The sequence below is a fragment of the Paenibacillus sp. V4I3 genome, from assembly GCF_030817215.1.
Classification (GTDB): Bacteria; Bacillota; Bacilli; order Paenibacillales; family NBRC-103111; genus Paenibacillus_E.
Window position 1 is genome coordinate 5,761,788 of the sequence record NZ_JAUSZA010000001.1, and the last position, 24,878, is coordinate 5,786,665.

A 24,878-nucleotide genomic window follows, 5' to 3' on the forward strand; every position below is an offset into this window, starting at 1 on the left:
CTGCCGCTCAACAGCGACAAAAATAAATATACACTAAATGCGAGGTCTAAGTCAAGCGTTAATTTCTAGGTTATTTCGTACGAATTACGTGTTATAACGAACGCCAAATCGCCCTTTTTTGGACTTAAATACTTCCACTTCTTGTGGACATTCATAGCCGTAAATCCACCAGTCCTCTTCCATTCTTTTCGCCAGGCAGCCCGCTTGAAACTTGGAATCGTATAATTTAGCCCAATATATCCAGTTCATTGCATTCACTCCGTTATGTTCATATCGTTAATACTATCTTATCCAAAATAAGGCCTCCTTATGAGCACTCCTCCACAAAGCAAAGAGTTACCTCTCGATATATAGCAAAAAAACTACTAGGAGGTGCTCTAGAGTACGAGTCCAAGTAGCTATTTCGTTGAGTTAACTATTGTTTGAATGTAGTCAACAACCGTTTCACGGATTCACCATATTCGTTCGTGAATGTCTCAAATACTTTGACCTGAATCGGGAAGTCCAGTTGGTTGGATTTCGCATTTAGGTTAATTGTGTTTGTTCCATTGTATAAACGTCCTTCGCCTGACAAGGCTTCAACTGATTTTCCAACCGGATTTCCAACATTATCGAATAATTCGAATGAGAGCTTACTGTTAAACTTATCTACCGTTACTTGCTTATCCGGCTTAATTTCCAGATCAAGCTTCAGCTTATAATCATAAGTCATATTACCTTGGAATATAGCTGAAATTGTCCAATCTTTAATCGTAATGCCATACGGATACACGTTTAGAGTTTTGCTCGTTGGATCATTCTTCTGAACAGGTACTTTCGCCGTCGCAAGCAGTGATTTATAGGTCGTATCTCCACTAACTTGTTGGCTGTAAAGGTTCATTTTCAGGCCTTCGCCATTTTCCGATGCTGGAAGTGCATACGAATAACTAACCACATACGAGGCATTAGGAACAACACTTAGTGCTGTAGCTTCCTGTCTTCTTCCTCCATACGCATAACCATCTTTACTAACAAGCTCCGTTTGGATCGCCGGAATTGGGATCGGACGGTCACTGTTGTTCGTCAGTTTAAACTTCGCCACAGCTGTGTTAAAGCCATCGTCTTCATTACTTGTTACATGTAATTCAACCAGCGAAACATCGACATTAAAAGGAACGAATTTATTCGTAGAATCCAGTTTAACTGGTGTACCTAAGGTATATTCTGGGGCAGGGATGACTCCCTGCGTCGCAGCACCTGTAGGGAGAAGAATATTGATACGTCCTACCCGATATGTGTCTTCGTGGAACTTACCCTCACCCGACGCAGTGGCAAAACTCTCCGGTGTTACGACATTCAAGCTAGTAAATTCCGTATCCAGATCAGTTGGAATGACAATATGGATATATTTCTTCTCACCTGGATCTAGCATGACGGAAGCTTCGGCGCGACTGCCGGAATAAACGTTATTTTCTGTTTTCCCATCAATCCCAAAGTTAGGTACGGTTTGACGTTCTTTGGTCGGATTTACGACTTGAATTTGAACAACCGTGGAAACGCCTTTAGCTGTAATTTCCTTATGAATGTCCACAGGTATGAACCCAAGGGATGAGCGCAAAGAAGGTAAGGTAAACGCTTCTCCCCATTTAAGGATAGCGGTTGGTTTTGTTATGGTGCTGTCACTGCCATTCCATACGATGCCAGAGTCAACTGCCACGTTAAGCAGTGTTGTTTCTTCTTTTGGATAAACCTCAAGATCTACATCTACAAAGCTGAGATCGGTAAGAGCAACATCGTCACTCCGTTCAACCGTCGTCAAGAAGCTGAGCTCCTGCTGGCTCTTGGGTTGTATGGATTTAGGGTTTTTGGCACTTGGCTGCAGCGTATATTCGACGCCATCTGCCATGCGAACCCGTAGTTCAAAGTCAGGTACACGCGAGATTTTACCACTCGTATTTCTAATTCGAATGACGGCACCCAATTTCGTTGAATCCGACTCGTGCTCATTGAGAATGCTTTTAATTTCGACCTCAATTTTATCCGTCAGTGTATAGCTTATATTGGTATTTGCTGCAGCTACTGCTGCCAAGTTCAGACCATCCGCAGCCCATGCAGGAAAAGATGCTGTAGTTAAAAGTGCAGCTGATAGAACAATGGTAGCTAGTGATTTCTTCATCGTCTTATTCACTTATTTCTCCTCCTCAAGTTTTTGTTAGTTACCCACTTTTATTTTATCTTGATCTTTTAGTTGATGTTGACCAGATATGACAAGAATTTCGTCTTCTTTAACTCCGGAAATAATTTCCTGATTGGTCTCATTCAAACGACCAAGTTCAACTTTACGCTTCTGTACCGTTTCACCATTTACAATATAGACAAAGTTATTCCCGCCCTCGCGAACGATGCTAAGACTTGGAACGACAGGTACATTTTGTTCATCATCTTTAGTAAGTTCCACTTGTGCCTTGGAGCCTGGTTTCAGATTGCCATCCGGATTCGGAACCTCCAATTCCAGATCATAAGCTTTGGATTGCCCGTTAATTACATCCGATAAGTAAATCACTTTGGCTCCAGCTTTCGTCGTTACCCCAGGTATGTAGAAAGTCAATTCGCTCTTGCCTCTAACAAGGTTAGCCGATGCTTCGGTAAGCTGGGCTTTGATTTTGACCGGATTCGTCTGTTGAACTTCCCCTACGCGGCCGCCAGGCGCTAACGTTTGGCCGACAGTCACGTTGAGATCTGTTAACACGCCGGAAGCTGGCGCTTTTACCTCAAGATTGCTAAGAGTCCTCTCAATATTCCTCGCACTTACTTGCGCCGATTCTAAACTAGTCTCTACTTGTGCGAGCGAATTCGTCTCTTGCAGTGTTTTCAGTGATCTACGTGCGCTTGCTAAATCTTTCTTTCTATTAATAAGCGCCGTTTCCGCCTGCTCTAATTGAGATTTCGTTGCTGTGCCTAGATCATATTCATTGCGAACCGTGTTGTAGGCTTTCTCTAGATCAGTAACGGCGGTCTCCAACTTAGAAACACCATCCTTGGCATCTTCTATGCCGTTCGATGTCTTCTGTTTAGCCTCCGTAAGCCCTGCCTGCGCCCCTTTAATATTAACGGAATTCAAATCCTTCTGTATAAGAACATCCGTTGGATCCAAACGGAAAAGCACATCGCCCTTCTCTACAATATCTCCGCGTTTCTTCACGATTTCAATGACTTCGCCACCAGACTTCGCGACAATATCTAATTGTACGGATGATACCACGTCACCGACTTGTTCAACAGGCTCACCAATCTTTTGCTTGGCTATCTTGGCCGTTTTGACTACCTTGACCCCTTGCTCGGCTGCAGCAGTTGTTGCTGCTGGGCTTGCTGCTGGTGATGCGGAACATCCTACGGCTATCGCCGCGCTAAGCGCGACGACACCGAATAATTTGGTACTCTGTTTAATCATAAACAACTGACGTTTCATATTCGTTTTCTCCTTTTCCCTTGTTTAGCTTATTGGAGGGCAGATGCTGCTTGCTCCGATTGGATTGAATTCGACTTTCCTTTTCTCTTGAAGAGGCGGCCTTCTCTTTTCTTAAATAAGATCTCATATATGATAGGCACAATTACGAGTGTTAGTAGAGTTGAAGTCGTAAGACCACCAATAACTACGACAGCCAAACCTTTGGAAATGATCGTTCCTTTGGATAATCCAAGTCCTAAAGGCATCAGTGCAAGGATAGTAGCACCTGCCGTCATGATAATAGGTCTTAACCTCGTAATACCCGCTTCAATAAGTGCGTCACGAATCGAATAATCTTGCTCTCTCAGCTGCTGTACGCGGTCTACGAGTACAATCGCGTTTGTTACAACGATACCGATCAGCATTAGGAAGCCGATGAGCGATGTTACATTGATCGATTCGCCCGTTATTAGGAGTCCTAAAAGGCCCCCAATCGCAGCAAGCGGCAGTGAAAACAGAATCGCAAGCGGTGCTCTAGCGTTTCCAAAGGCAATAACCATGACCATGTAAACAATGAAGATGGAAGCGATGATGGCCATAAACATTTGCATGAAGCTTCTGTTAATATCATCGGATACGCCCTTCACTTCACGAGTAACACCTGAAGGAAGTTCTAACTTAGCTAACTCTTCCGTAATTTTCTTGCTGACGCCGCCTTTATCCGTGGCATCAATTTTCGCTCTTACACTGACGATTTGTTCTTGGTCTTCACGACTAATGCTATTTGGTGCTTCAATCTGTTTGACTCGAGCGACTTCATTTAACTGAATCGTTTGACCGGTAGGAGTCTTAATTAAGAAAGTACCCAGTTTATCCACAGAGTTTTTGTAAGCGGGATTTAACATAACTTTGGTGGCATAGGTGACGTTATTAAATTTAAGATCGCCAAGCTTCTCTTCCGCAATCCATGCGTTGACCGATTGTAAAATTTGAGCACTGGAGAGTCCATACAAGCGTGCTTTATTTTGATCTACCGTAATCTCTACTTCGGTTTTGGAATCACTCAAGCTGTCTTTAATGTCGTTCAGCTCAGGGAACTCCTTCATTTTATCTTTAACCAGCTGCGATGCTTGCTTAAGATAAAGCTGGTCATCCCCTTTAAGGGAATAGGAGAAATCGGATCCAGTTGAGGTAGGAGGCCCACCTGTAAACAATTGTATATTCGCATCGGATCCTGGAGGCATCAGTTTCAACATATCTTCCTTATACTTTTTGACACCTTCTGTCGCATCGGTTTCTGCTGTTAGCTCGAAAAACATCATCGCTCTATAAGCAAATCGGTCACTGCTCTGGTTGTAACCTACAAGGGATTCAATGTACTTGAATGCTGGTTTGCCGGCTTTGTCCAAATGTAATTTCAAGTCTTTTTCAAGCTCTTTGGCCTTCTCATTCATCATTTCGATGGATGTTTCTCGCGGCATTTTAATCTCAATAACCCCTTGTTTAACGGCTTCACTATTGGGCATGAAAGCCACCGCTAAATTAGGTACTGTAATGATGATCGAGAGAATAAGGGCAGCACCAGCCATCAATAATGTTTTGATGCGGTTATTCAAGGACCATATGATCGCTTTTTTGTAATTCTCACCCATAGGTCCAACATGATTATCATCGTGATTGGTAAGCTTCTTGCTTCGAAGTACCATCAGCTTCGCCAGCATCGGGATTACCGTTAATGCAACGATCAATGATGACATTAAGGCAACGACTAGTGTAATGGCAAAAGGACGGAATACTTCACCAACAACCCCGCTAACAAATCCGATGGGACCAAATACACCCACTGTTGTAATTGTAGAGGAAGTAATCGCACTAGAAACCTGTTTCGTTGCTAATTTGATAACAGATTCGTTACGTTCTTGTGCTCTTTGCAATTGACTATAGATATTCTCAATAACGACGATACTATCGTCCACGACCCGCCCGACTGCAATGGCCATTCCTCCTAACGTCATGATGTTAAGGGAAATCCCTAGAGGTCCCATGACTAGTAACGTAACAAGAATCGAAAGAGGAATCGAAACGAGTACGATGATCGTCATACGTATATTACGCAGGAAGAGCAAGATCATTAATGAGGCAAGCACTGCGCCTAATCCGCCTTCTTGCACCATACCATGGATGGAATCTTTAATATCGTTGGCTGAATTGTAAATTTTGTGGAATTTCACGCCAGGCAGCGTTTGTCCCCAGTCTGTCATAAGCTTATCTGCACTATCTGCAAACTCTACAGCATTCGCTGCTTTCGTTTTGTAAAGCAGTACACCGATGGCTGGTTGATCATCTAATCTTGCAATGAACTTGGACTCGCTGATAGCTTCAACTTTGGCAATTTGTTTGAGAAGAAGCGTATCGCCTGTTTTCGTTGTGATTTTCAAATTGTCTAAATTGTAAATCGTATCCATTTCACCTTTGACTCGAACCATCTGCGTGTTTCCATTGAAATCTACCGTACCCGCAGGACTAGATACCAATGAGGCTTTGATCAAACCCGAAACATCTGCCGGCGTTAGGCCATAATTATTCATCGCAGGAGCATCCAACTTAATGGTAAGTACAGCATCCTGATTGCCTACAGAGTCAACATGGTCAATCCCTTTGAGCCCATTAAAGCCGGGAAGAATCGTATCCTTGTAGGCTTTATCCAGCTCGGTTTGGTTCATTCCTGCCTCACCGTAAACCGCTAAATAATAGACCGGTTCGGAAGAAAAGCCTGCTGTTAACACTTTAGGCTTCTCAGAGCCTTGAGGCAGCTTAACATTGGAGATCAGGCTCTCCACATCTTTCTTAACATCTTCAGGCTTTTTATCTTGGTCTAACTCCAAAATAATCTGTGAATAATTGTCCTGTGATCCGGAGCTTAGGGTTTTGAGTCCATCCAACCCTGCGACAGCCTTCTCTAACGGCTTTGTAATTTCATCCAGCACATCCTTCGGAGGTGCTACGTATGTAGTGCTAATAATGACGACCGGAAATGTAATATCTGGCATACTTTCTACCTTTAGTGTGGTTGTAGAATACGTTCCTCCTACGACCAACAGCAGTATGACGATGAAAATCGCTGCCACATTTTTCATTGAAAACTCGGTTAACTTGGACATTCTCACTTCTCCCCTATCACCAGCTTTAATACCTACATCCTTCGTGCTCACTCACTCAATCATCATACTTGGAATTTCTTAACAAAATATAAACTAGAATTGAAAATTTTATGTTTTTTCTCGGTCAGGATTTATTATAGCTCTTCATTTTGATAAAAACAGGTGAGGGAAGTCATATTCCAGTCATATATTGGGTCATATGAGCAGCAAAACGGCTATGACTTCATGTGACTTAAATGAAAAAAAGCGAAGGCTGAATGCCCTCGCTCCAAATAATGAATTAGTCCGTTGTGATAAACCAATCAGCTTTCTGTGTGGCCAGCAGCTTTCTCTGACCTTGAAACTCGTCATAAATACTGAGTGTATACTTCTGTAAGAATTTGGTGTTATAAATGAGGCCCGGATCAGGATTTGTAATCTTGAAATTCTCCCGCTTGCCAAGACGCATCTTCGTATCTTCATCTGCGGTTGAGTCTCCGTTAATAACGTCAAAGTCTTTGAAATCAAACTTTTTCTCAAATCGTTTAATCCCGCCGCCATCTTCAAAAACCAGCAGCAAGTTATGACCTTCGGTATTAATTTCCGTCAGTTTTTCTTTGGTTAATTCGTAGTTGAATTTTAAAGTAAAGACGTTATTATCAATCGATGTCCCAATTTTATCAATCGTAATAGTATAGGGGAATAATTCGACATTTTTAAGCGTTGTGGCTACATTCGTCTTCTCATCAGGCAGCCAGTAGGAAACTGGATTCACATAGGAATCAGCAACGGCTTTCTCACCTTCCGACAGCTTCCCTTCAGTCACTGCTTCTCCAAGAAGTAAGTTCATATTCGCTGTCGTGTAGCCTTTTGGCACAGAAGCCCATACATTTAATAACGCTTTTCCTGTTGGACTAATCTTGTTCTTTACTTCAGCAATAGTTGCCGGGAAAACCGTTCCATCCGATGATCGGAAATTGGCGACGAACTTGGATACATTCGTGAAACGCTTCTCCAAATTGGTTGCTTCCACCATAGCAGAGTACATGATATTCGTTTTATCCTCATATGTGGATACACTTCGAACTACATACTTCGCTTTACGCCCAATATCATTGGATGTATAGGACTGCCCCATACCAATGAAAGGGATGGCCTGCAGCTCTGCCTGTGTGGAAAACTCCAGCACATCCGTTGCTGTAGCAGTGCCCGTACCAGTACCCGCCGGCGGCGTTTCTCCCTCATTCTCTTGAAGAACTAATTTAATTTGAGAAAATTCATACGTATACGGGACCTTGCCTGCTATTTGCAAATTGACGCTCGCTCCTGCTCCCAATCCAATTACTTTAGCTGTCTGAATGAGCTTGGCATCAATTTTCACTGCGCCATCAAGCAGGAAATACCCTGATAATTTCGGGATCGGAAGTGACTCCTCACCTTTATTACTTAGTGTCAAATCGGCCGTTAATAAGTCTTGATCTTCCCAAGGCAGTCGGTGCAGTCCATTAAGTTGAGTTGTATAAATACCGGATTTACTTGTGAAGGAATACTCCTTACCTACAGAGCCTCCTTCTTGCTGCGTAACGGCAGGCAGCCCAAAATTCGCAACGGAAACATTCAATTTCAAGTCAGGAATTGTTTCTGCTACCGCCAACTGCCAATCGTCCGTTGAAACAGCTACCGGAATGGAACCGGATAGCTGAATTTCTTTGCTTTCTTTCGGATTGATCTTCAAATCTTTCAACCCTTTGGCTTCCAGCGGATAAAGCAGACCCTCTTTCGTGCGAATTGAGAAGAGGTAAGCAGGAATCGTAACGGTATGATTGCCAGCATTCTCTAAAGTCACATATACGGTGGGAACGTGATATTTTTCATTCTTATTGCTGACAAACTTTTTAATTGCAGCTTTCACGTTGGTTCCATTTACAGAAATTGCTGCAGCACCATCTGAAGGCGTTACATCTGTATAGGTATCCGGTACTGCGATTTCTCCCAGCACACGCTCGAAATTGGACTGGCTAAAATCCCATTTGATAAATTGGACAACGAGATCATGCAGGTTCGTGCTGGTGTTAACAGTCGCATAGAACGTTAAATCTGTCGTTGAACCGGGAGCAACCCGGTTCTTATCCTTATCTGCGGGCAGCAAGCGTGCTGAAAATTGATTGCCAGATTTGCTTTTCAACCGAACCCAATAATCAATAAATTGCAGCTCACTGCTCCCCTCGTTGTGAATAGTAATGGTAAATGTCGCGAGCTTTCCGCTTTGATCAGGCAAAACATGGATCTGTTTTAATTCAAAGTAACTACTGCCTGTGATGGAAACCTTACCAATGGTTGCAGTAATAGCGGATAGACTGCTATCCGCCCAAGCGGGCGTTACAGCTCCGAGCGCCAATGCAGCAGACAAGGCAATCGTTGCCAAGCGATTATTGCGTTTCTTGATATACATGGTAATGAGCGTCCTCCTTCATAATATCATCCTATTAGAAATTCCAGCCTGCCTTAGCCAGCAGGTACAGCCTGTTGTATCATCGGGTTCATAGGCGTATTCGGATTTTCCTTCATTTGTTTGAGCATCGCATCCCCCTGGGTTTGCCATTGCTTGAGCGCTTCGCGAGCTGTTGTTTTCCCTTGAAGGACACTCATAAACTGCGTTCGACCGATTTCCTGTACCTGATAAATGTTAGGATTATTGCGATAAATTTTCATGTTATTATCCATTGGAGCTGGTGTCACATTGTAGAAAGCTTCCATATGAAATTCCAACCCATCTTTGGGCTTCAAATATTTGGAGCGGGCAACCAAGTTATAGGAACTGTGAGATTTCAATTTTGCCCAATCTTCGCCATTAATGAACTTTATGAATTTCCAAGCATCATCAGGGTTTTGCGCTTTGGCATTTATACCCATAATACCATTCATATAGATGGATCCGCCAACACCTTTTGCTTCCGGGTGGGAAGGAATCGTTACGACATCCCATTCAATTGGTGTGTAACCTTTAAAATTGGCTGCATTTTTGTTCGCATTCGTAAGCTGTTGAATTTGACCATAATTGATTATCGCCATGGCCAACCGGCCTGACATGAAATCATCATACGCAAAAGGATTATTTTGATCATACTGACGATTCATTTGCTTCTGCGGATCCATCATCTCTGGGAACACATTCTCTTTTTGCATCTGAGCCATTTTTGCCCAAACCTTTTCCCATTGGTCCGTATCCACTGTCATTTTCTCACCGGCATCATCGAACATTTTCAATTGCAGGGGAGCTGTATACATTTGCATACCATAGAACAAATCTCCGCCTTGAGATTGCGTATTAAACGAGAAACCATTGATGCGGCTCTCCCCTTCGCCTTTAACAAGGCGTTTGGAAAGATCGAACGTCTCATCCCATGTCATCCCATCCTTAGGAAAATCGACACCCGCATCTTGGAACATTTTCTTATTATAAATGAGTGCCGAGGAGCTGAATGTTGGAGCAAGTGCGTAAAGCTTCCCGCCGCCTGCATTTTTCATGCCATCGATAACCGCTGGAACGATTCCTGCGGTGTCGAATTTATCTTTCGTTATTCGTTGATCCAGCTGTGTGAGCATGTTGCTTTCAATCATATCCGGCAGCTGTTCATATCCAAGCATAACCACATCCGGCGGATTATCACCCTGCATCACTTCCTTCAGCTTTTCCATAGGATCGGGCATTTTCTCTCCAGGCTGAATGTTGCCATAACGGTACTTTTCATCCATCGTTGGAATCAATTCAATCTTGATATTGGGATTGGCGAATTCAAATATTTCGGTGAATTGCTGTCTGAAATACTCGTCTTCACCTCCGTACATCATAGAAGTCGCGATCTTAAGCACGCGCTCTTGTTTATCATCGGTTTTTTCCCCTTTGGTACAAGCAACAGCTAGTGGGGCTACCATAGCCAGTGTTAGGGTTGTAGCAAGCATTTTACGCGAGATCATTTTCATTTTGATTTTCCTCCAACGGTTTGTGAATTTGATTCAATTCGTTCGATATCTTCACTCGTAGATAAATCTTTCGGTGCTTTAATCATAATTTTCTCGCCGTCAAACTCCATCGTAGCTTTACCGTCAATCTGCAGAGCGTTCAAATAAGCCTTCGGAACCTGCAATCGTCCCGCGCGGTCTAGTACCACATACTCCTCATGGTCTTCACCCGTGAGCCCTGCCGACGTTCCATCAAGTGCCGAAATCGAAGGATTGCGGGCAATAAACTCCGAACTTGTCATGCCATCTCGAATGGCAACGACTCGCCCTACTTTGCCTGCCATGGACATATCGTGGGTAACAATGACAATCGTCACACCTAATTCCTTATTCAGCCGTTGGAAAATAGAAAGGATCATATCCGCCGTCTTCGTATCCACCGACCCCGTCGGTTCATCCGCAAGCAGTAAACGCGGACGGTTTGCAAGCGAAATCGCAATCGCCACGCGCTGCTGTTCACCACCGGATAGTTCTTGCAGCTTGTTGTTCAAGCGGTGGCTGAGGCCCACCCATTCAAGCAGTTGTTTCGCGTAGGCAGGGTCATAGTTCCCGCTGAGCATCATTGGCATTTCTACGTTCTCGAGCGCAGTCAGGTAAGAGACGAGATTTCGCGCATTATTTTGCCAGATAAAGCCAACTGTATGTCGTTTGTAATCAACGAGCTGCTTATCGGTAATCTTCAGTAAATCCCAATCGCCGACTTTCACTTGACCTGCAGAAGGGCGATCAAGCCCTCCTAATATGTTCAGCAATGTGGACTTGCCGCTTCCGCTATTCCCAATAATGGCCATAAGCTCGCCGGCATCGATCTGAATGTTTAGCCCTTGCAAAGCGACAACTTCAATCTCGTCTGTTTTATAAATTTTGACTAAGCCCTCGCAAGTAATCACGCTATTTCTCCTCTCCCAGCTTCACAGCTTGATGAACGCGCAGCCTTCTAATGTGTAAGAACAGCAGCAGCGCCCCTGTTATCATCATGAAAGCAACTACGAAATATAGCTGATAGGTGTCTTTGGAATCGAAAACAACTCGGAACGGCGGCACCTGCGTCTTCACATTCTGGGAAGTTTGAAGGAAAGGCAGGAAGAAATAACTCGTTAATTTACCAATTCCGATGCCAAGCGCGATGGACAATCCAGCCGTAAATCCTTGCTCGAGGAGCAGCATACCGGTCAATTGTCTGCGGGAAAGCCCCATGGCGCGAAGCACCCCAAACTGTACAACTCTGCTAGATAAATTAAAGAACCAATACAGCATATAACCGATTAAGGACACGATCACAGAGACAAGAAAGCCCAGGCTAAGAATACCAAAGACGCCGCCTCTTGCTGGAAGCTTCTTCTGAATAATGAGCTCGTTACGAACATCCTTCACGGAAGCTAGCTCAATCCCTTTGGCCTGCAAGGCTGTAACAATCGGTGCAACTTTAGCGTCCGGTTTCATTTTGAGCCATACTTCATAAGGAGTAATAGGTGCCTGATCGTATATATAATCCAAATTTGCAATGAAAAATGGTGTCTGATCCGGATATTGACTCGGCCAATACGGCAGGATACCAACAATCACGAATTCCACGGGCTGCTGCCCAATGGTAATCGAAAGCAGGTCTCCCGCTTTAAGCGCATATTTGCTTGCATAATTCGCAGGTATGATGACAGCTTGCTCATAGCTTCCTAGTAAATTCAGGTATTGATTCGGATGTGCTGGGAATAAATCGGGCCGGAACCACGCTACTTTAGCAAAATCGGCATTATCGATCCCCATGATCATTCCCTGGCCGGTTGATTTACCAGAAACAACGACGTTTCCTTTCATCTGCAAAACTCTGGCTGCAGCCTGAACGCCCTCTAGATCACGGAACATTTGGAAAGGCGGTTCGACGTAACGAATCATGGAGGGTGTCTCCTCTCCAGGTTTCGGGCCACCTTGACCTTGGCCTCCACCCGCACCGGAGCCACCGCTGCCGCTGCCACCGTTATTACCTCCGGCACCAGATGTCCCGCCTCCCGGAGCTCCGCCGCCGCTTTTCCCTGCGTTCGGATCTTTCGGCAGGTCGTCCGAGAAACCTTCCCATACGGTTTGCAGCACAACATCGGTACCGTATTGATACAAGATCCGCTCCGTCGAGTTCAGATCAATCGTTCGTGCAGCCGAAGAATTGTACACACCGAGGCCGAGCGTAAGAATGAGCAGCAGCATGAGCGGGTAGTAGGCTTTGGCTGAGCGGGAAAGCTGAACAAGCGTCAAAAATAGCGGCACGGGCAGGAATTTCCGTCCAAGCCAGCCGAACAATCGCAGCAGCCATGGAAAGATGCGAAGAAAGAAAAGTCCTAGCGCGAAGATCGAAAGTGCTGGAACGAAAAACAACAGCGGATGCACCTGTAGTTGATCGGTCGTTAGCCCTGTTTGTACGGATAATACTTGGCGTTGATCAAACAAGTAGAAGCCGTAGCCAACAAGTCCTAACAATACAATATCGATGAACCACCGCTGCCATAGTGGCGAACGGTCTGACCTTGCGAGCTGCTGCTTATAATTGACGATCGAAGATCTTGCGAAAAGGACAGCTGGAATCACACTGGCAAGAATTGCAATCAGAACAGCGAGTCCGCCGTAGAGCATCGCCTCATTTGTAAAGCTAACAGGAATCGATTTACGATCAACGAACGTTAGAAATCCACTGGAAGAGCCGATACTTTTCGCCATGAACCAGCCCATGAAGGGTCCAATCAACAGCGCAATCGCCCCAAGCAATAAACCTTCCAGAAAGTATATGCCTACAATTTGCTTCGTACTGCCTCCACGGCTTCGCAAGATGGCAATCACACCACGCTGTCGATCAAGCGATTGTCTGGCATTCATCACAATGTAATAGAAAACCATCGCAATCATCGGGGCCGCTAATGTGAATAATAAAATCTGCATCTGTAAGCTTTGGGCTTTAAATTCAGAAAGAATTGGCTTAAACGAAACATCTACCTTTGTATTCTTGAGTTTTTGGAACAAATTGATATCCAGACGCTCCAAACGGTTCTCAAGTGGCGATAATTGACTGGTTTGGATGTTCCGCAGATCGAATGCATAATACCAATTGGCGAGTTGAAGCGGAATCTTCTTCTCCGTCAACAAGGTCTTCATGAAAACATCATCATGAATAATAAGTGCGTTTACTAACCCTTCTAAGCCTTGAAACCAATAAGGACTCGTTTCATTTTTAGGTTTGAAGGAACCAACGATCTTCACTTTTAACAATTGACTGCCGCCGCTACCTGCAACCGAATAACTGAATACGTCCCCGACATGCAGATCGTTTCGAAACAAAGCTTCTTCTAAGACCACAGCTTCCAATATGCCATTCTGCACTTGCCCAGAAGCCATCTGGCCGATTGACCATTCAACCTGATCGGTTAGTCCGCTTAACGTCGTTAGTGTCATTTGTCGACGTTTACTTGGGTCTGCTTTTGTCCCATCTGTGGGAGTTAGCTGCGCTCCTTTGATGGTATAGCTTCTTGCATAGGTCTGTAATGGGAAACCAACATCTTTCGGAATTTCATCTTGTATATACACATTGACGTCTTTGAGTTCTTCCAACCCTGCACGTTCTGTCCCAACAGCTTGATAGCGCATGAGCAGTGAGCCTGCTGGAAGTCCCTCGCTCTTTTCTTCTAACGATTTGGCGACAACTCGCTTCAGCGACCCATCGGCATACATCGGAATGCTCGTGGTGAAAGCAACAGCCATCACTAGTCCAAGCAAGGTGCTGAGCGTTAGCCAGCGGGTATTCCACATTTTCCGAAATAAAAACCGCAGCATCGGCATGGACATTAGCGACCCACTACTTTCTGTCCAGCTGTGAGACCTTTTACAATCTCCACATCCGTTGACGTCTGCTGACCGATTTCCACGTCCACTTCCTTCTTATTTCCTTGATTATCAATGACTTGGACATAATTCCGACCCGAGTACGAGCGAAGTGCAGCCTGAGGGATCGTCGTGGCGTTTTCTTTTCTTTGTGTAATAATCGTGACACTGAGCGGTGTTCCTCGATTCAGCCCTTTCGGAAACTCACTAAGCTGAACGACCAAATAATTATCGATCGTATCCTGCTCACCTTGTTGTCCTTGACCAGGAAACCCGCCGTTATTATTGTTGTTCCCAGCTTGCGGGTTCGGAAGCTGCTTCACTTTCCCTTTGTGCTGGCCGGCCGAATTAATATCCACCTGCACGTCCATGCCAATGGCTACTTTCTTCGCATCATCTGCACTAATACTAGCGGCCACAGTTAGCTCATTCAAATCGGCGAGAGTCGCAACGGATTCTCCGGTCTTCACAGTATCGCCTTTCTTGGCTGTTACTGTGACGATGGTTCCGCTGAACGGAGCGAGCAACTGCGCTTTGCCAACTTGTGTTTCAAGCTTGGTCAGTTCTTCACGCTTCAACTCAAAATCAATCTTTGCCTGCTCGATTTGCTCAGGCGACATTTCATCCGCTTTACGTAGTGTTTCGATCATCGTAAGCTCATCCTTACGTGTTTGAAGCTTCTTTCGCTTCAAATCGCTCGCCATATCCGATACGTCAAGCTCCGCGATCTGCTGCCCTTTTTCGACGGAATCCCCATTCTTCACAAGAATGGCACTGATCCGTTTGGCGGACATATCTTCGGAGAAAAACAATTTCTCTTCTTGCAAAGCCATTAAGCGCCCACTCCCTCTCACTTTCGTTTCAAGGGTTTCCGTTTTCACCGTATATTCAGGCTTTTTGGAAAGTTTAGGTGGATTAATCGTCGGAAGCGATTCTTCTTCCTGCTCCTGAGGCAAAAGCGAACACCCAGAAGCAAATAGTAATGTCGAACATACAAGCAGTGCAGCTAAAGGCTTCATCGTCCAATTACGTGACGAATCTTCCGTCCACCATTTCGTAAACATGATCGGCAACCTCCAAAATTGTAGGGTCATGTGTTGTCATACATATCGTGACTTGCTCTGCTTTCATGATGCTGCGGAAAACGGACATAATCTGCGCACCCATCTGAGAATCTAGCTCAGCAGTAGGCTCATCCGCCAAAATAAGGGAAGGCCGATGCGCAATCGCCTTTGCAATCGCGACACGCTGCTGCTCACCACCGGAAAGCTCATAAGGACGATGGTGCATCCGCTTGCCAAGCCCAACGAGTTCCAGGCAATGCTTCACTCGCTCTTTCCACTGGGAACGCGGAATCCCCGCCATTCGCAGCGCTAGCTCCACATTTTCCCAAGCAGACAACAAGGGCATTAACGCATAGGATTGAAAGATAAAACCAATTTCCTTGCGACGTATCAACGTCCGTTCATCGTCACTGCTGAGATGAAAGGCATGCTTTTGAAACAAAATCTCCCCCTCATTCGGCTGATCGAGCCCCCCAATTAAATTAAGCAGCGTTGTTTTCCCAGAGCCGGATCGGCCTTTGAGCATGACAAGCTGCAGCGGTTTGAGCTCCATCTCAATTCCTTTCAGTACCTCTAACTTCTGGCCTCCAACTTGAAAGGAGCGGTGCACACCACTAACCGTTAATAACGGTGAATGTAGTAGGCTGAGACGAGAGGAATGTTCATCAGACTGCGGCTCCTCATCGATAGCCAAAGCGTCAATTGCGCTTCTTTTACGAAACCAGCTTGCCATTTGGTATGTCTTCCTTTCATTTCCAAACTGTATGTATGATAAAATAGACGGCACATCTTTCCAAAAGGTTTCATGAAACTGAAAATTTGCTGAAAGCTTTTAAGCGATAATCCCGTTTGTATGAATCTATTAAAATATACTATGAAATGGAAAATACATCCATACAACGAATTGCCTATTTTTATACATACCAATCACCCCATCTACATTATTTCCGGAAATCTCAAAAACCCCACTTCTTCATTCTCAGTTTCCTCCTTCCATTCATACATATAGAATAGGGGAAACTGTTAAAAGAAGAAGTAGGGTAAACATAAATTTTTCATTAAATGATCGGCACAATAGTTAACCGAGTCCTTCGGATGCCATTTCTTGCGGGAAACGGACTTCAAAAAGCGTACGAATTAAACTGCTTTGGGCTGTAATTGTACCTTGATGCTGCTCTACAATATTCTTCGCAATGGACAAACCAAGGCCAGTGCTCCCCTCGCGATGAGTTCGCGCTTTATCGCCGGTAAAAAACATATCGAAGATATGCGGCAGCTCTTCCGGGGGAATACAATCCCCATAATTGACCACTTGAATTGCCACATCTTCTGCTTCAATATGGCAATTAATATCAATAAACTGGCCATCTTTTCCATATCGAATGGCATTCGTCAGCAGATTTTCAAATACACGTGCCAACAGCTCACCGTCACCCCAAACAGTCAAGTATGGAGTCACATTCAATCGAGTTGTTACGTTATTTTTCTCAAAAACAGGGTATAATTCCTCGTTTAATTGAATGAGAAGCTCGCTTATTTCGATTGGTTTTTTTTCAATGGTAAGCTTTCCATAGTTCATTCGAGTGATTTCGAATAGTTCGTCAATGAGCTTTTCTAAACGTTGAGACTTGGTAAAAGCAATGCTCGTATAGTGCTTGATTTGTTCTGCAGTCAATTGACCGTTCTGAAGAATGAAATCCAAATAACCTAAAACGGAAGTCAGCGGCGTACGCAAATCATGAGCCAAATTCAAGACCAATTGTTCCTTACTGTTTTCTGCAAAGTCCCCTCTCTCCAATGCTTGCTGCAATTTTTCGCTTGCCAGATTGATGTCTCTCGCAATATCCCCGAACTCATCATTGGATGGAATACGTATACGACTGTTAAAGTCGCCATTCGCAAGCTGATTAATTCCGCTGGATATTTCATGAAAATAAGCCGCATATCTTTTGGTGAGGAGAAAGAAAAACAAAATCGAGAGAGGAATGAAAATAAGCAAAAAGAAGTTAATATCCCCAATATCTCTAATAAAATAACGTACTTTAGTTAATGGATTTTCCATCTTTGTCGAATAATAAAAGAGTTGGAGAGCTTTATAGAGCATATAGGTAATAGCAGCGGAAAAAAACATGCTTAAACCAAAGTACTGAATCATTTTAAATCGAAAGCTTCGGATCATTTCAGCCATTGAATGTATATCCCACCCCCCAAACTGTTTTAATCAGTTTATTTTTATGATCGTCTTCTCCAAGCTTTTTACGTAAGGTACGAATATGTACCATGACCGTATTGCTGCCTTCATAATAAGCATCGCCCCAGACCTGTTGAAAGATATTTTCCGCGCTATAAACTTTCTTAGGACTACTGGCTAACAGATACAAAATATCAAACTCTTTTGGAGTTAGTTCAATAGGCTTGCCATAAACGAATACGGTTCGTTCTTCGGGATAGATGACCAGTCCGCCTGCCTCCAAAGTAAGCTTGCCCGCTTGCTTTGGTTGATTAAACTGTGTGGAACGCCTCAGCTGAGCATTCACGCGAGCAACCAATTCCATCGGGTTGAACGGTTTGGTTACATAATCATCCGCTCCGCTTACCAGTCCTGTAATCTTATCAAGGTCCGTCGTTTTGGCGCTTAAAAAAATGATAGGCAAATGATACTGAGCTCGAATTCGCCTTGTTGCTTCATAGCCATTCAGTATAGGCATCATAATATCTAAAATCGCCAAATCAATGGAATAGGTTTGAATAGCTGAAATAGCTTCCTGCCCATTAGCTACTTTCACGCAGCGGTAACCCTCTTTTTCTAAATACAACTCAATCAGATCAGCGATTTCCGCCTCATCATCCGCTATCAGAATTGTGATCGACTTCATTCGTTCCACCCCTGTATGACCTTAATATTGTTTTTATTGTATCAGATGGAGCTACCTCTTGCTTGGTTAGCACTTGATGTAGAAACTGTAGAAACTAACATAGCGAATAATTTAAAAATAATGAAACCGATCAAGCCCCCGCTTGAATTTAGTATGAGATCATCTACATCATAACGTCCAATAGAGAAAAAAGCCTGCGCTAATTCCAAGATTAGACTTAAACCTAATGAAAAAATGAACGCGTCTATCCATGATACTTTTTTGTTTCTTAACATTAAACCAAGAAGAATTCCGTACGGCATGAATATCGCAAAATTCCCAACCAGGTTAATTAGACCATGACTCGAGATATCATGAATGGTTCTGGATATTTCTTTAAAGGGAATCAGATTACCTTTTTGAATCTGCCTGCTCATATGATCCGTGTTCCCCAGACTTATCTTAAGCTGATGCCAGAGAAATGTCATGTCGATTGAGCTGAACTTAAATAGAATAATTTTGAATAAAGTGTACACATAGAGGGTAAACAGCACTTGAATTGTAATATCTTTCAACATTATTTTATGTTTCATACGCCATTCCCACCTTCTTGAGACTCATAAGCCCTGATCATGGATACATGGTCACAATGATACCGTCCATATTGTTGCCTGATATCTGATAGCGACCATTTGCTGGCACAAGGATAGTTGTGTTTTTGGAGACAGGATAATAAGAGATTTGATAGGTTTGGTGATCTACAATAGTCGTAATGGTCTTCTTTTCTTTCAAGAAATCCAAGTATTCTTCCAGGACAAAATTCTTTTCCTGCATAATTGAGCTATGCGGCAAACCAACATAGCGAAAATGCCAGGGTTCAGATTGAATACCTGTGATGGCAGTTTTGTCAGCCGGATAACGCAAGATAAACCCGTATCTCCATGCGTTTTTTTTCAGCCACTTCCCTTCAGGTGCTTGACTCATCTCCGCTTGCGTAGATCCAATATCAAGCGATAAACCTAAATTATGTTCGCTATAGCCTGCTGGTAACGCATAATCAGCACCCATTTGTTTATAGAGCTGGTTTTGTTCTTTATTGTCCCGATAACCGCTGCTGATTAAAAATCGATTAACCCCATCATTTGCTGCGGCCCCAATCATTTTTGAGAATTTTTGCACCAAGCTCGGCGACAACCGAATCGTATTATCCATCACAATGAATCCATTCACCAATTCCTTATGCTTAAACAGATTCACCGCTTCGGACTCTTCACCACCGGTAGGTACAGGATGGTCCTTATTGACCAATAACAAATTACCTTTATAAATCTGATCTTTTGTTACTTTAATCTCGTTCATTTGAGGAGTCACCTCTTGAGCTTGATTGTTTTCTTCCGGTGGTTTCTCGTTAACGACTTTCAGTTTGTGTTGAGCAGCGCCATAGCCGAGCAGTATAAGTATAACAAGCCAAAAAAACCACTTCTTCATCCTTAGTTCCTCCTAACCATTCATTCAATCCTAGGATAAAGAAAACTAATGAAAAAGAAATGGGGTTAAAAATAAAATTTTTCTTAAGCTTGTACATCACCACCCAAATAGAAAAAGACCGCTCATCGCCACCTTCAGCAATAAACGGTCTCTATTTATGTATTAAACATATTTCACAAACTCACCAATCGGTTTACGATAACCGCGCGGCCGCTGGCTGGACGTGTCTTCTTTCCCAATCGTAATTAACATAACTGGAACAAAACGCTCCTCTAATTGAAGAGCCTCAATGAGCTTGTCTGCCTCAAAACCGATCATCGGACAAGTATCCCAACCTTGCTCTTTCGCCGTGAGCATAAATAACATGGCTGAAAGACTTGCATTCCGAATCGCTTCATCTCGCTTGAACGGCTCTCCCCGTTCTTCATAGAAATGTGTCACTTGCTCTACTTCGGAATCTAATTCTTGTTTACTAAAGAATCCCAAATGGAAAAGTCCTTCATTTATTCTAGCAGAATCCTTATATGCTTCCAAATCGCCAAGGACCACAATAACTGCGGACGAGCTCTGAATTTTGTACTGCTTATAAGACGCATCATACACCTTCTGTTTCATCAAAGGGTCTGTGACAACAACATAATTAGCATGCTGTAAGTTATAAGCGGATGGGGCAAACTTAACAAGGGAAAAAATTTGCTCTAATTCTTTTTGTGAAATATCGATCCCTTGCGTGAATTTGCTTGCAGATCGTCTAGATTTTACAACCGATTCAAAATCATTCAACGTAAAGTCCCCCTAGTAAATATGTTATGTATTAGTACATGCTCAATACTTTATTCTATTAGAGTAAGGACTTGATAGCAATATGATATGGCTAATTTTTATTACATTTTTCGACATTTCTCTACGATTTCCCTGATTTTTATTCCATTGCTGTATTGCGCAGTACCATATGAATATGGTCCTCCCAAACACCATGAATTTGTAAATATTTGAGCGCCAAGCCCTCCTCATAAAAGCCCAACTTTTCTACGACCTTCAGGGACGCCACGTTTCTAGGCATGATATTGGCTTCAATGCGGTGAAGGTTCATTTCGTCAAAAGCGTAGGCAATGATCGCTTTCAGTCCCTCTGTCATGAGACCCCGATTAAGAAGCTTCCCGTCCATTCGGTAGCCCAAATGGCAAGATTGAAATGCACCTCTGACGATATTACTAAGAGCGATTGACCCTACAATTCGTTCTTCAAATAGCATCCATACCTTAAACATCTGACCTTCCTCGATCTTGATTCCTTCTTGTTCCAACTGCTCAGCTTGATAATCCTTCATGAAATACGTATCAGTACGTTCTAATTCCCACGGTTCGAGAAACGTTCGATTACGAATCACATAATCCAGAACCAGATCTACGGAAGAACGATCCAATATAACTAAAGACATTCGTTCAGTCTTAACCAATAGTTTCATTAACTTTACCCCTTTTAAATAGCAGGATTTACCTATACAATAATACCCACTTCTATTTACTTCGTGCAACTCTCTTATAAAATGTGTGTCTGCATCACTTATTTGCAGGAATTTACTTGCATTTGGGGAACTTAAAAGAAGCAACAATCTAAATGGCTTACAAAGAAGGAGAAATCAAACATGATTGAAACGATCAAAACCTATTTGAATGAGCAAAGGGATCAACACATAGAGGAATTAATGCAGTTTTTGCGGATTCCAAGTATTAGTGCTGTCGCCGAGCATCAACCAGACATGATTCGCTGTGCAGAATGGACCGCTCAGTCTTTGAAACAAGCCGGTCTTGAGAACATTGAAATTATGGCTACTGGGGGACATCCCGTTGTCTATGCAGATTGGTTGCATGCTCCGGGTAAGCCAACTGTACTTGTATACGGACACTATGATGTTCAACCGGCCGAGCCATTAGAGCTGTGGAACACCCCTCCATTTGAGCCTGTGATTCAAGATGGCAAACTATTTGGCCGCGGAAGCACGGATGATAAAGGTCAACTGCTGCTTTACGCCAAAGTGATTGAGGCTTTTTTAAGAACGCACGGCAGTCTACCTGTTAATGTGAAGTTTTGTATTGAGGGTGAGGAAGAGATTGCGAGTAAGCACCTGCCGGCATTCGTGGAAAAATATAAAGATAAATTACAAGCCGATACCATTGTTCTTTCCGATACTCAAATGCAAGGGCCAGGAAAACCTGCACTTATGTATGGTCTTCGCGGGCTAGCTGGGTTCGAAATTACGATTGATGGCGCAAATAGTGACCTTCATTCTGGTCTGTTTGGCGGAGCGGTTCAGAACCCGATTCACGCTTTATCGAAGCTGCTGAGTTCCTTCCATGATGAGAATGGTCGTGTAGCGGTGGAAGGCTTTTATGATCGAGTCATTGAGCTCTCGGACAAAGAGCGTGAAGCCTTTAAACAAGTAGAACCTGACGCGAATAAGGTTCGATCGGACTTACATGTTGAAACGTTATATGGGGAAAATGGGTTCTCGTTCTATGAACAAACGACTTCCAGACCGACCTTGGAAATCACATCCGTAAGCGGCGGCTTTCAGGGTGAAGGTATTAAACCAATCATTCCTAACCGTGCCAGCGCTAAAATAGCTTGCCGTCTCGTTGCCGCACAAGTTCCCGAGGAAATCATGGATGCAGTTGAAAATCATATCCGTGCCCTCTCCATGCCTGGCGTAAAAGTGACCCTCGACCGCCAGCTGCGCGGAAACCCATTTATCACGCCAATTGACGAGCCAGTAATGGTAGCAGCTGCGGAAGCTTATGAGGATACCTATGGCGTATGGCCTGTATATACAAGAAGCGGAGGCTCTATCCCTATTGTTGAAGTGTTAGGACGTGTGTTAGACGCACCCGTAGTACTGCTTGGTTTTGGATTGCCAGGTGAAAATCTGCATGCGCCGAATGAGCATTTCCATTTGGTCAATTGGGACAAAGGAACAGAGACCATCAGCCGTTTTTGGCTGAAACTTGCCGCAATGAATGAATAACCACTGAAAGGAATGAGCCAAAACATGAGTACGAATCCCCTAACGATCCGCAATGCGAGCTTGGAAGACTTAGCAGACATTGTACGAATTTATAATTCTACCATTGAAGGACGCATGGTTACAGCAGATACAGAGCCCGTGACCACAGCCAGTCGCGAAGGCTGGTTCTATGAGCACTCTGCTGATTTCCGCCCTTTATGGGTATTGGAAAACGGCAGCGGCATCTGTGGATGGCTCAGCTTTCAGTCCTTTTATGGCCGACCTGCCTATAACGCTACAGCGGAAGTCAGCATTTATGTCGATGAAGCTTTTCGCGGCCAAGGCATTGGTCGTTATCTGATGGAGCATGCGATAGACGCTAGTCCAAGGCTAGGACTGAAGACGTTGCTCGGCTTCATATTCGGTCATAACGATCCAAGCCTCCACCTTTTCCGTAAATTCGGATTCGCTAACTGGGCACATCTGCCTGGCGTTGCTGAACTTGACGGAATCGAACGCGACCTCATCATTCTTGGTAAACGTGTAGGATAATATGTAAACAAAAAGCGCTTTCCCCTTATGCCCGCGATTTCAAATCGCCTTCTAAGAGGACAAGCGCTTTTTTTACAATTAAATGCCTTGCCTTACCTCAAAGCCTTTCTCAGTTTCATCGATCAACAGGGCTTCAACCTCAATCTCTATCAACAACAGAGGATCTATTAAAGCCTTCACTTCAACCATCGTTGCCACGGGCTGCACGTCACGGAAATACTCCCCATGTGCCCGGCCGAATTCCTGCCATAACGAAATATCCGTTACATACATTCGCGTTCGAATCACATCTGACATTTGACCCCCGATTTCTTGCAGCGCCTGCTCGATCGTCTGGAGGACGAATCGCGCTTGCTCATACGGATTACCTATGCCAACGACCTCGCCATCCTTCATTGCTGTTGTGCCTGCAACCTCGATCCGGTCCCCCACCCGAATCGCACGGCAATAGCCTACAACAGGTTCCCAAGGTGAGCCTGTAAATACCCTAGTCCGATTCATCAATCTCTCCCTCTCATTTTTGCAAATAATAGGCTAACTTCTCTTGTAAGCCTTTTGTCACGGAAAGCAGCGGTAATCGAAGTGCTCCGGATTCAATGACACCTTGCTGCTCAAGCAGCCATTTGAGAGGCGCTGGATTGGGCTCTTCGAAAAGCAATCGAATGAGTGGTTGCAGCTCATCGAATAGTTGTTTGCTCATCTCGTGTTGACCAGCTGCAAAATGCTGATAAAACGATACAAAACGCTCAGTCATTACGTTCGCTGACGCGCTCATAACCCCTTTAGCACCGGAGCTAAGCGCCTCAAATAGCAGTGAATCTTCCCCACACAAGACGGGCTTCGAGCCTAGACGAGTAAGCTCAGACACCAATCGGGTGTTCGGCGTACTGTCTTTCATACCTATAACACCATCGAGTTCAAGTATCGTACGCACGGTATCAAGTTCCAACGTCACGCCCGTGCGATGCGGTATTTCATATAAAATGACAGGCACACCAACGCTGGCTGCCCGGCGAAAATGTTCAATAATCCCTTGTTGACTCGGCCTATTATAGTAAGGCACAACGACTAGAACGGCATCAGATCCTAATTTCCCGGCAGCCTCCGTCTTTTTCACCGTGGACAACGTATCATTCGTTCCTGTACCTACAATGAGCGGAACATCTACTTGCGCAGCCTCGCGAGCTGCTTGTGCCGTAGCGAACAAGATCGACATCTCTTCATTTGTAATCGTCGGCGATTCCCCTGTCGTTCCATTGACGACTAGTCCGTCTACCTCATCTTGAAATAAATTGTAAGCTAGATTATAAAAAGAGGCAGCATCCACCTCATATTCCTCATCAAATGGTGTAATTATGGGTACATAGATCCCCTGTAAGTCTTTCTCTCTTAACATCCCAATCATCTCCCAGTCCTATTTCATTTGTACATTCACTTTAGCATGGATCATTGGATCACAGTTAG

The 24,878-nt window shown here is 44.0% G+C and carries 20 protein-coding genes; 2 read left to right on the forward strand and 18 right to left on the reverse strand.

Features of this window, described 5'->3' with window-relative positions; all coding sequences use genetic code 11:
- Window positions 1-84: 84 nt before the first annotated feature.
- The 16 genes from QFZ77_RS26920 to QFZ77_RS26995 all read right to left on the reverse strand — a co-directional run bounded on the left by QFZ77_RS26920 (window position 85) and on the right by QFZ77_RS26995 (window position 21,326).
- Window positions 85-249 (reverse strand): hypothetical protein, encoded by a 165-nt coding sequence (locus QFZ77_RS26920; RefSeq protein WP_164484139.1) that lies wholly within the window; start codon window positions 247-249, stop codon window positions 85-87.
- A gap of 166 nt (window positions 250-415) precedes the next feature.
- Entirely contained in the window at window positions 416-2,167 is a 1,752-nt protein-coding gene (locus QFZ77_RS26925) for a hypothetical protein (protein ID WP_307444168.1), read from the reverse strand.
- Between the two features lie 24 nt (window positions 2,168-2,191).
- A complete protein-coding gene (locus QFZ77_RS26930; RefSeq protein WP_307444169.1) occupies window positions 2,192-3,448 on the reverse strand; it encodes an efflux RND transporter periplasmic adaptor subunit in 1,257 nt (418 codons plus the stop codon).
- Window positions 3,449-3,477: 29 nt separating this feature from the next.
- The gene (locus QFZ77_RS26935; RefSeq protein ID WP_307444170.1) at window positions 3,478-6,588 is read right to left on the reverse strand and encodes an efflux RND transporter permease subunit; all 3,111 of its coding nucleotides are present in this window, start codon (window positions 6,586-6,588) and stop codon (window positions 3,478-3,480) included.
- A gap of 280 nt (window positions 6,589-6,868) precedes the next feature.
- Window positions 6,869-9,019, reverse strand: a complete 2,151-nt coding sequence (locus tag QFZ77_RS26940) for a hypothetical protein (protein ID WP_307444173.1) — start codon at window positions 9,017-9,019, stop codon at window positions 6,869-6,871.
- Between the two features lie 53 nt (window positions 9,020-9,072).
- The gene (locus tag QFZ77_RS26945; protein ID WP_307444177.1) at window positions 9,073-10,551 is read right to left on the reverse strand and encodes an ABC transporter substrate-binding protein; all 1,479 of its coding nucleotides are present in this window, start codon (window positions 10,549-10,551) and stop codon (window positions 9,073-9,075) included.
- Entirely contained in the window at window positions 10,548-11,480 is a 933-nt protein-coding gene (locus QFZ77_RS26950) for an ABC transporter ATP-binding protein (RefSeq protein ID WP_307444179.1), read from the reverse strand. The genes QFZ77_RS26945 and QFZ77_RS26950 overlap by 4 nt, the downstream gene beginning before the upstream one ends.
- A 1-nt stretch (window position 11,481) precedes the next feature.
- The gene (locus QFZ77_RS26955; protein WP_373462661.1) at window positions 11,482-14,415 is read right to left on the reverse strand and encodes an ABC transporter permease; all 2,934 of its coding nucleotides are present in this window, start codon (window positions 14,413-14,415) and stop codon (window positions 11,482-11,484) included.
- Window positions 14,415-15,515 (reverse strand): permuted SH3 domain-containing protein, encoded by a 1,101-nt coding sequence (locus QFZ77_RS26960; protein WP_307444183.1) that lies wholly within the window; start codon window positions 15,513-15,515, stop codon window positions 14,415-14,417. Before QFZ77_RS26960 ends, QFZ77_RS26955 begins: the two co-directional genes overlap by 1 nt.
- Window positions 15,478-16,248, reverse strand: coding sequence for an ABC transporter ATP-binding protein (locus tag QFZ77_RS26965; RefSeq protein ID WP_307444184.1), 771 nt, complete (start codon window positions 16,246-16,248; stop codon window positions 15,478-15,480). The genes QFZ77_RS26960 and QFZ77_RS26965 overlap by 38 nt, the downstream gene beginning before the upstream one ends.
- 345 nt (window positions 16,249-16,593) lie before the next feature.
- Window positions 16,594-17,703: a sensor histidine kinase gene (locus QFZ77_RS26970; RefSeq protein ID WP_307444187.1), complete on the reverse strand. Its 1,110-nt coding sequence runs from the start codon at window positions 17,701-17,703 to the stop codon at window positions 16,594-16,596.
- A complete protein-coding gene (locus QFZ77_RS26975) occupies window positions 17,696-18,391 on the reverse strand; it encodes a response regulator transcription factor (protein ID WP_307444188.1) in 696 nt (231 codons plus the stop codon). The genes QFZ77_RS26970 and QFZ77_RS26975 overlap by 8 nt, the downstream gene beginning before the upstream one ends.
- A 41-nt stretch (window positions 18,392-18,432) precedes the next feature.
- The gene (locus QFZ77_RS26980) at window positions 18,433-18,963 is read right to left on the reverse strand and encodes a VanZ family protein (protein ID WP_307444189.1); all 531 of its coding nucleotides are present in this window, start codon (window positions 18,961-18,963) and stop codon (window positions 18,433-18,435) included.
- Between the two features lie 37 nt (window positions 18,964-19,000).
- Window positions 19,001-19,858 (reverse strand): M15 family metallopeptidase, encoded by an 858-nt coding sequence (locus QFZ77_RS26985; RefSeq protein ID WP_307444190.1) that lies wholly within the window; start codon window positions 19,856-19,858, stop codon window positions 19,001-19,003.
- 162 nt (window positions 19,859-20,020) lie between these two features.
- Window positions 20,021-20,641: a nitroreductase family protein gene (locus QFZ77_RS26990; RefSeq protein ID WP_307444191.1), complete on the reverse strand. Its 621-nt coding sequence runs from the start codon at window positions 20,639-20,641 to the stop codon at window positions 20,021-20,023.
- A 139-nt stretch (window positions 20,642-20,780) separates the two neighbouring features.
- A complete protein-coding gene (locus tag QFZ77_RS26995; protein ID WP_307444193.1) occupies window positions 20,781-21,326 on the reverse strand; it encodes a GNAT family N-acetyltransferase in 546 nt (181 codons plus the stop codon).
- 180 nt (window positions 21,327-21,506) lie between these two features.
- Here QFZ77_RS26995 and QFZ77_RS27000 point away from each other — a divergent pair, with 180 nt between their 5' ends.
- Both QFZ77_RS27000 and QFZ77_RS27005 read left to right on the forward strand, forming a co-directional pair.
- On the forward strand, window positions 21,507-22,883 hold the full coding sequence (locus tag QFZ77_RS27000) for a dipeptidase (protein WP_307444194.1): 1,377 nt from the start codon (window positions 21,507-21,509) through the stop codon (window positions 22,881-22,883).
- 24 nt (window positions 22,884-22,907) lie between these two features.
- Window positions 22,908-23,414, forward strand: coding sequence for a GNAT family N-acetyltransferase (locus tag QFZ77_RS27005; RefSeq protein ID WP_307444196.1), 507 nt, complete (start codon window positions 22,908-22,910; stop codon window positions 23,412-23,414).
- A 78-nt stretch (window positions 23,415-23,492) separates the two neighbouring features.
- On the opposite strand, the gene QFZ77_RS27010 is transcribed toward QFZ77_RS27005, so the two are convergent.
- Together QFZ77_RS27010 and dapA are read right to left on the reverse strand one after the other, a co-directional pair.
- A complete protein-coding gene (locus QFZ77_RS27010; protein ID WP_307444198.1) occupies window positions 23,493-23,915 on the reverse strand; it encodes a RidA family protein in 423 nt (140 codons plus the stop codon).
- 13 nt (window positions 23,916-23,928) lie between these two features.
- Window positions 23,929-24,810, reverse strand: a complete 882-nt coding sequence (gene dapA, locus QFZ77_RS27015; protein WP_307444200.1) for a 4-hydroxy-tetrahydrodipicolinate synthase — start codon at window positions 24,808-24,810, stop codon at window positions 23,929-23,931.
- Between the last annotated feature and the right edge of the window lie 68 nt (window positions 24,811-24,878).

Coding starts and splice junctions, on each gene's coding strand:
- QFZ77_RS26935 (WP_307444170.1), bottom strand. CDS start 6,588: ATGTCCAAGTTAACCGAGTTTTCAATGAAAAATGTGGCAGCGATTTTC.
- QFZ77_RS26975 (WP_307444188.1), bottom strand. CDS start 18,391: ATGAAGTCGATCACAATTCTGATAGCGGATGATGAGGCGGAAATCGCT.
- QFZ77_RS26940 (WP_307444173.1), bottom strand. CDS start 9,019: ATGTATATCAAGAAACGCAATAATCGCTTGGCAACGATTGCCTTGTCT.
- QFZ77_RS27000 (WP_307444194.1), top strand. CDS start 21,507: ATGATTGAAACGATCAAAACCTATTTGAATGAGCAAAGGGATCAACAC.
- dapA (WP_307444200.1), bottom strand. CDS start 24,810: ATGTTAAGAGAGAAAGACTTACAGGGGATCTATGTACCCATAATTACA.
- QFZ77_RS26960 (WP_307444183.1), bottom strand. CDS start 15,515: ATGTTTACGAAATGGTGGACGGAAGATTCGTCACGTAATTGGACGATG.
- QFZ77_RS26945 (WP_307444177.1), bottom strand. CDS start 10,551: ATGAAAATGATCTCGCGTAAAATGCTTGCTACAACCCTAACACTGGCT.
- QFZ77_RS26965 (WP_307444184.1), bottom strand. CDS start 16,248: ATGGCAAGCTGGTTTCGTAAAAGAAGCGCAATTGACGCTTTGGCTATC.
- QFZ77_RS26955 (WP_373462661.1), bottom strand. CDS start 14,415: ATGTCCATGCCGATGCTGCGGTTTTTATTTCGGAAAATGTGGAATACC.
- QFZ77_RS26985 (WP_307444190.1), bottom strand. CDS start 19,858: ATGAAGAAGTGGTTTTTTTGGCTTGTTATACTTATACTGCTCGGCTAT.
- QFZ77_RS26930 (WP_307444169.1), bottom strand. CDS start 3,448: ATGAAACGTCAGTTGTTTATGATTAAACAGAGTACCAAATTATTCGGT.
- QFZ77_RS26970 (WP_307444187.1), bottom strand. CDS start 17,703: ATGGCTGAAATGATCCGAAGCTTTCGATTTAAAATGATTCAGTACTTT.
- QFZ77_RS26980 (WP_307444189.1), bottom strand. CDS start 18,963: ATGAAACATAAAATAATGTTGAAAGATATTACAATTCAAGTGCTGTTT.
- QFZ77_RS26920 (WP_164484139.1), bottom strand. CDS start 249: ATGAACTGGATATATTGGGCTAAATTATACGATTCCAAGTTTCAAGCG.
- QFZ77_RS27005 (WP_307444196.1), top strand. CDS start 22,908: ATGAGTACGAATCCCCTAACGATCCGCAATGCGAGCTTGGAAGACTTA.
- QFZ77_RS27010 (WP_307444198.1), bottom strand. CDS start 23,915: ATGAATCGGACTAGGGTATTTACAGGCTCACCTTGGGAACCTGTTGTA.
- QFZ77_RS26995 (WP_307444193.1), bottom strand. CDS start 21,326: ATGAAACTATTGGTTAAGACTGAACGAATGTCTTTAGTTATATTGGAT.